The sequence below is a fragment of the Nitrosospira multiformis genome, assembly GCF_900111585.1.
In the GTDB taxonomy this organism is placed as follows: domain Bacteria; phylum Pseudomonadota; class Gammaproteobacteria; order Burkholderiales; family Nitrosomonadaceae; genus Nitrosospira; species Nitrosospira multiformis_B.
The window spans coordinates 1-6364 of sequence record NZ_FOHI01000016.1 but is presented as its reverse complement, the minus strand read 5'-3'; the positions used below and the strand labels follow the sequence as shown (position 1 = coordinate 6364).

General features: G+C 53.1%; 5 protein-coding genes. 4 read left to right on the top strand and 1 reads right to left on the bottom strand.

From position 1 onward, the window contains the following. Positions 1–378: 378 nt before the first annotated feature. From lolA to BMW46_RS14770, 4 genes are read left to right on the top strand one after another with little or no spacing between them, the layout of a single operon-like run. Entirely contained in the window at positions 379–1002 is a 624-nt protein-coding gene (gene lolA / locus BMW46_RS14785) for an outer membrane lipoprotein periplasmic chaperone LolA (RefSeq protein ID WP_074709427.1), read from the top strand. Beyond that, complete coding sequence (locus tag BMW46_RS14780; protein WP_074709425.1) at positions 995–2308, top strand: replication-associated recombination protein A; 1314 nt, start codon at positions 995–997, stop codon at positions 2306–2308. Before lolA ends, BMW46_RS14780 begins: the two co-directional genes overlap by 8 nt. Positions 2309–2337: 29 nt before the next feature. Continuing rightward, positions 2338–3708 (top strand): serine--tRNA ligase, encoded by a 1371-nt coding sequence (gene serS, locus BMW46_RS14775; RefSeq protein WP_074709424.1) that lies wholly within the window; start codon positions 2338–2340, stop codon positions 3706–3708. A 53-nt stretch (positions 3709–3761) separates the two neighbouring features. Then, positions 3762–4472: a DUF6781 family protein gene (locus tag BMW46_RS14770; RefSeq protein WP_074709423.1), complete on the top strand. Its 711-nt coding sequence runs from the start codon at positions 3762–3764 to the stop codon at positions 4470–4472. Between the two features lie 133 nt (positions 4473–4605). Here the strand turns inward: BMW46_RS14770 and BMW46_RS14765 are convergent, their stop codons facing one another. Further along, a complete protein-coding gene (locus tag BMW46_RS14765) occupies positions 4606–5175 on the bottom strand; it encodes a peroxiredoxin family protein (RefSeq protein WP_081355841.1) in 570 nt (189 codons plus the stop codon). Positions 5176–6364 lie beyond the last annotated feature (1189 nt).

Here is a 6364-nt window from a genome sequence, read left to right as displayed (position 1 = left end):
CCAAACTTGTACCACTTCGAGTCATACCACAGCGACATGTCGTAGTCCCGGCCGCTCGTCTTGGCCTGGCTCGACGTTCCCATCGTTGTTGCCATGTCGTTTCCTCCTATTACAAATACACATTGGAGATAACATTACACCATTCCGTTGGCGTGGAGTGGAAACTGGAACTAAAAACAAAAACCCCGCCGCCAGCGATGTATAGACTTTTTTACTTTACCATTGGTTCCCGGTAACGGGACATTATTCATGCTTCTGTTGCCTGACATCGATTGTGGAACTTCGAGAGACGCCTTAAATTGCCTGCCGAAGCGGAGCGGCTTATTTATAATTACCGTGATCCTGTTCCTTGCCTGGCTCCAATCCATAGTCAAAATCATGAAGCTATCCGAAAAGTTCTGTTTGTTCCTTTTTTTCCTTTTATTTACTTCCATAACCAATGCAACCGGAATCGGCAGTCTCAAGAGCTTCATGTGGAATGCACGCACTGTCCGCGCAGATTTCTCGCAAACCGTTCTCGACAGAAGTCGCCATATAGTGCAGACAGCAAGCGGCGCCATGCAATTCGAGCGTCCCGGAAAATTCCGCTGGATATACGAGAAGCCTTACGAACAATTGATCGTCGGGGATGGCGAGCGCATCTGGTTTTACGATCGCGATCTTGATCAGGTAACCGTGCGAAAGCTCGATGCCGCCATTGGCAGCAGCCCTGCCGCGCTGCTTGCCGGAAACAATGATATCGAAAAGAATTTCCATCTTCTGGAAATCGGCCTGCAGGGTAACATCGAGTGGGTGGAAGCCACGCCCAAAACCCGGGAAAGTACATTTGAGCGGGTGCTTCTCGGATTTACCCTGGAGGGAATACTAAGAGTCATGGAATTGCACGATAATTTCGGCCAGGTTACCGTATTCGAATTTTCGGGTGTGGAACAAAACCGCAAGCTTCCTCCGGACTTGTTCAAATTCAGTCCCCCGGCGGGGGTGGACGTGATCAGTGAGTGATCTGTTCGAGCAGACCCAACCTCCCGCACCGCTGGCGGAACAGTTGCGTCCGCATGAATTGAAAGACGTGGTAGGTCAGCCCCATTTGCTGGGTCCCGGCAAACCGCTGCGTCTTGCATTCGAGTCCGGCAAACCTCATTCAATGATACTGTGGGGCCCGCCCGGCTCAGGCAAGACCACGCTGGCTCGCCTCATGGCCTCGGCGTTTGATGCTGAATTCATTGCGCTGTCCGCCGTGCTAGCGGGAGTCAAAGATATTCGTGACGCAATCGAACGGGCACGTGTAGTTTTGCACCAGTCCGGGCGCCATACCATCCTGTTCGTGGATGAGGTTCATCGCTTCAACAAGTCGCAGCAGGATGCGTTTCTGCCCTTCGTCGAACAAGGATTAGTGACATTTATCGGCGCCACGACCGAGAATCCTTCCTTCGAGGTGAACGGCGCACTGTTATCGCGTGCCCAGGTGTATGTGCTCACTGCCTTGTCCCCGACTGAGTTGGGCACCCTGTTCGACCGGGCAAAGAAGCTGGCGTTGGCTGAGCTGGATTTCACCGCTGATGCGCGGTCATTGTTGATCGAATACGCCGACGGTGACGCGCGGCGTTTGCTCAATCTTCTGGAACAGCTAAAAACCGCGGCGGCGGCTGAAGGAATATCAAGAATAGATGTCGATTACGTACGTGAGAGGCTATCTCGCGCCGCGCGCCGGTTTGATAAGGGCGGCGACGAGTTTTACGACCAGATTTCGGCGCTGCATAAATCCCTGCGAGGCTCCAATCCGCACGCCACGCTTTACTGGATGTGCCGGATGTTGGATGCGGGGGCGGATCCCCGTTATATCGCCCGGCGCCTCATTCGTGCCTCCGTGGAAGATATCGGCCTGGCCGACCCGCGCGCCCTGGGTATTGCGCTGGATGCTTCGGAGACTTACGAACGCCTGGGTAGTCCCGAGGGTGAACTGGCCCTGGCACAGGCCGCTCTGTATCTTGCCTGCGCTTCCAAGAGCAATGCTGCTTACCTTGCGTATAATAAAACCCGCTCTTTTATCGGTGAAGACAAGTCGCGACGGGTTCCGGAACACTTGCGCAACGCGCCCACGCGACTGATGAAGGAGATGGGATTCGGGCGCGACTACCGCTATGCGCACGACGATCCTGATGCATATGCCGCGGGAGAACATTATTTTCCGGAAGGAATGCCTGAAATTGAATTTTACCAGCCAACCAGCCGCGGATTCGAAAGTAAAATATCCGAAAGACTGGCGTATCTGCGCGAGCTGGACAAACAGGCAAAAAAAGAATCATAAGATAGAACCTGCGTCGATTTGGAGTCGAGATGTTAGATATTCATCTGTTACGTACGCAACTGGATCACGTTGCCAGGCTTCTTGCCGAGCGTAACTACGTTTTTCCTCTTGCTGAATTCAGTGCTCTGGAAGCGGAACGAAAGAATCTTCAAACCTGCACCCAGGAATTGCAGGCGCGCCGCAATGCCGCGTCGAAGCAGATCGGCAATGCCAAGAGCAGGGGCGAAGATGCCAGCGCGATTCTCGCAGAGGTCGCTCATCTGGGTGATGAGCTGAAGCAGGCGGAATCCCGGCTGGATCAGACACAGGCTGCGCTGCAGCACATCCTGCTGCAAATACCCAACCTGCCGCACAGCAGCGTGCCGGAGGGCAGAAGCGAATCGGATAACAGGGAAGTGCGACGTTGGGGAACTCCACGCACATTTGATTTCAGCCCGGCCGATCATGTGAGCATAGGCGAGCGACTGGGATTACTGGATTTTCCCACTGCCGCGAAGATCAGCGGCGCCCGCTTCAGCCTGCTGACAGGCTCGCTTGCGCACCTGCATCGCGCACTGGCTCAATTCATGCTCGATGTTCATGTCCGCGAACATGGATATACAGAGACCTACGTGCCCTATCTGGTCAATGCGGAAAGTTTGCGGGGTACCGGTCAGCTGCCGAAGTTCAAGGAAGATTTGTTCGAGGTTCCACGAAGAAAAACAGCCGAACCTCTCCTGGAAAACCAGCCGACTGCTGCAACGTTGCCATGGAATAGCAATAGCCCGCAAGGGGGGCATGACGATGATGATTTATACCTGATTCCCACTTCCGAGGTTCCGCTGAGCAACATCGTGCGTGACCGCATCGTCGATCCTGAATTGCTGCCTATCAAGCTCACTGCACATACCCCTTGCTTTCGCTCCGAAGCGGGAAGCTATGGCAGGGATACTCGCGGAATGATCCGGCAGCATCAGTTCGAGAAGGTGGAACTGGTGCAGATCGTCCATCCTGCACACTCCTATAAAGCTCTGGAAGAGCTGACAGGCCATGCCGAAGCAATTCTTCAGAAGCTGCAACTGCCTTACCGGGTGATGGCGTTGTGCACGGCCGACATGGGGTTTGCCGCAGCCAAGACGTACGACATCGAAGTATGGTTGCCGCAGCAAGACACCTATCGGGAAATTTCCTCATGCAGTAATTGTGAGGCATTCCAGGCACGGCGCATGCAGGCCCGCTTTCGCAATGAGAAAGGCAAGCCGGAGCTGTTGCACACACTCAACGGGTCGGGTTTGGCGGTGGGACGGACGCTGGTGGCGATACTGGAAAATTTCCAGAATGCAGACGGCAGCGTATCGATTCCCAAGGTTTTGCAAGGCTATATGGGCGGAACAGAGCGGCTTGTCCCCCGCAACGCATAAGGCAATCAGACGTATCTTTTTACTATTGTTACCATTGGAGAGGCTCGCTAACCATGCAAAATGTACCTGGCAGTGAAAATGTTCATGCGGCAATCGAGGATACATCGACTCTGGAAGCTGAAGTACGCAGCAGGATGACGCAAGGAGAGAATATAGAACAAGAAGTGCGGGATCTGACGGTAAAAGCTTTGAGCAGGCAAGGACATGACCAGGATTCACTGCGTCATGTCATGGGGGCAGTACTGAAAGGTGTACGTGAAGGAGCGCAGCAGAAGTTGCAATCTTCCTCTATTCAGGCGCAAACGACTTTGTCTCCCGTGAGAGATGCTGTGGCCGGCCTGGATTCTGCGTTGGCTCAACTGGCGGCGGCCTCGAAACTGACACTCGAAGAGGCCGCGGGCCGCGCGCAAACGTTTTCAAAAGAGGAGTTGACGCGTCTGCGTGCCAACCTTGAAAGTATTGAGAATCTTTTTTTCGAAACTTTGCAAGAGTCGGCTTCAGCTGCACAGGACCTGGTGGAGGTTACCATGCGGGATATTATTCTCCACGCAAAGCGAAACGGCACTGCGGTAGGCTCTCAGTTGAAAGATGCGCTCGAGGCGCTCAACCATCAATTGAAAGCGACCACCTATAGCCAGTTCGAAGCAGGTATTCATCTCACCCAGGCCATCACGGATACCCTGCGGCAAGCCGCGGCAAATGTTCTTACCGAGGTTGCGGAGCGGGTCAAGCCCAGCGATAAATCCGGTGGACATCACGGGTAGGAGGTCGGTTTCAGGCAGGCGCTCCGGTATTCTTCAGGACGGGGCGCCTCTCCCATGAGTTCGCGGTTCGTGGTTCGCCGCAGAGGTGACAAGGGGCTGCGATCTGGCGCAAATTCAGATACAGGATATGCGCTCAGATCTTGCATCCTTCCGTATCACAAGCGGGATTTTCCCCACCGTTCGCAGACGATTCCGTCACCGCAGACTCATCGAATTCTTCGGCCAGCAGCGCCCCAATCGAAAATCCTACGGTCAGATCGCTCACATGGCCGAATTTATGCAATCGAATGTGCCCTGTTTTATCGATCAGGACGAGAGTAGGTGTACCCTGCATCTGATAGGCGCGCATGGTCATGGGAACGCCCGTCGCAGCTCCGTCATATTTGTCTATCCCGATCGGAAAGCGCAACCGGTATTCATACGCAAACACTTCGAGCGCCTCGCGCCCCATCACCTCGTGATGCTCGAAAACCGTATGCAGTCCTATCACTGCAACACGGTTCGGATCAAACTCCTGATGGATTCTTTGCGCTTGTGGTATGCCCATCTGCACGCAACCGGGACAGAAAATCTGGAAGGTGTGGAGTACAACCACCTTACCCCGGAGCGAAGCGAGCGTCAGGGGGTGCGGCGTATTAAGCCAGCCGGAGGTTTGTAGTTCGGGTGCCATGCTTGCCCTGATGTTGGTACTTGTCTCGGCCATTCTGTACCTCGAAATAGCGGGTTTGAAAATAACGCATTATAAGGGAGCCGGCGCATAAGTCCCACCGACGATCCTATCGGTGTTCGCCAAGGAGTTCTCCGAAAGGGAGATCCACACTTCTCCTTCATGTTTTTCCGCAGATCCCTGTCTCGCGCAAATCGATGGGTTTTTCACCTTTTTCGGCCACTTGTCAGGGTTACGCCCAGATTGCCGGGCGATACCCGGTTTGCATAAATACAAAAAACAGGAGAGATGACAAAGTAATATATTTCGCCTCCATGGCGAAGCATTTCCACAATTCCAATAGGGTAAAATCACCACAATTGCAAGAGGGGAAAATAACGATTTTTAGTATAGGGTCATTATTGATTTTATTTGCCAGCATCATGTTTCTTCCTTGTACGCCTCATTTTGCTGTGGTAGAATTTGCGCGTTTCAGGAGCCGCTCTTTCGCAGATATGCAATGCGAATAATAGGGCGGGTGTCACGAGATTTCGGAAGAAATCAGATCGACTCAGATGAACAGAACAGGAGCGACTGGCGAAATCCGCATGAAACGGGCGTTTGAGTCATTTTTGCGCTCATTCATCCTGCTTGAATCAAGTCGGATGGAATAAGCGGAATGAATGAAATGCCTGGGGAATCATGACATGAACTTAAAGCGCGCAAGGGTGCCGAGCGGCTCCTGCCGTTCTGGGTTTCATGATGCGTTATCAATGTGAGTCAGGAAGCGATTTCGGATTCGATATGGCTGCGGAAAATTTAGCTGAGACTTCGAACCGAAACTTTGAACTTATCGACATGCCGTTGTTCTTAATGTTTGAATTCGCATAAGCCATAGAATAACACAATTACCGACATTCGCAATATGGATATTATGCCGAACAGATCAGATATCCGTCAGTTTGTCGCCGGCCGCGGCGATCTGAGCGGGCTCACATGGAGATGTTCTGTCTGGAAGCATTGCGTAATGGGTCGAACATTGTGAGATTTTGGAAGATTGGCTCGTACTGTAATCAGTAATCAAGTGGGGGGAAATATGAGCAGTAAAGCAGCAGCAGGTGTAGCGGGGATTGTGGCGGTCGCATGGAATTCCGGACTGGCGATGGCGGCAGCCGACCCCTACCAGTTAAATCTGCCCGAGCCGCAGACAGTCATTGCCCAGCAGATCTACGACCAGCACACGATG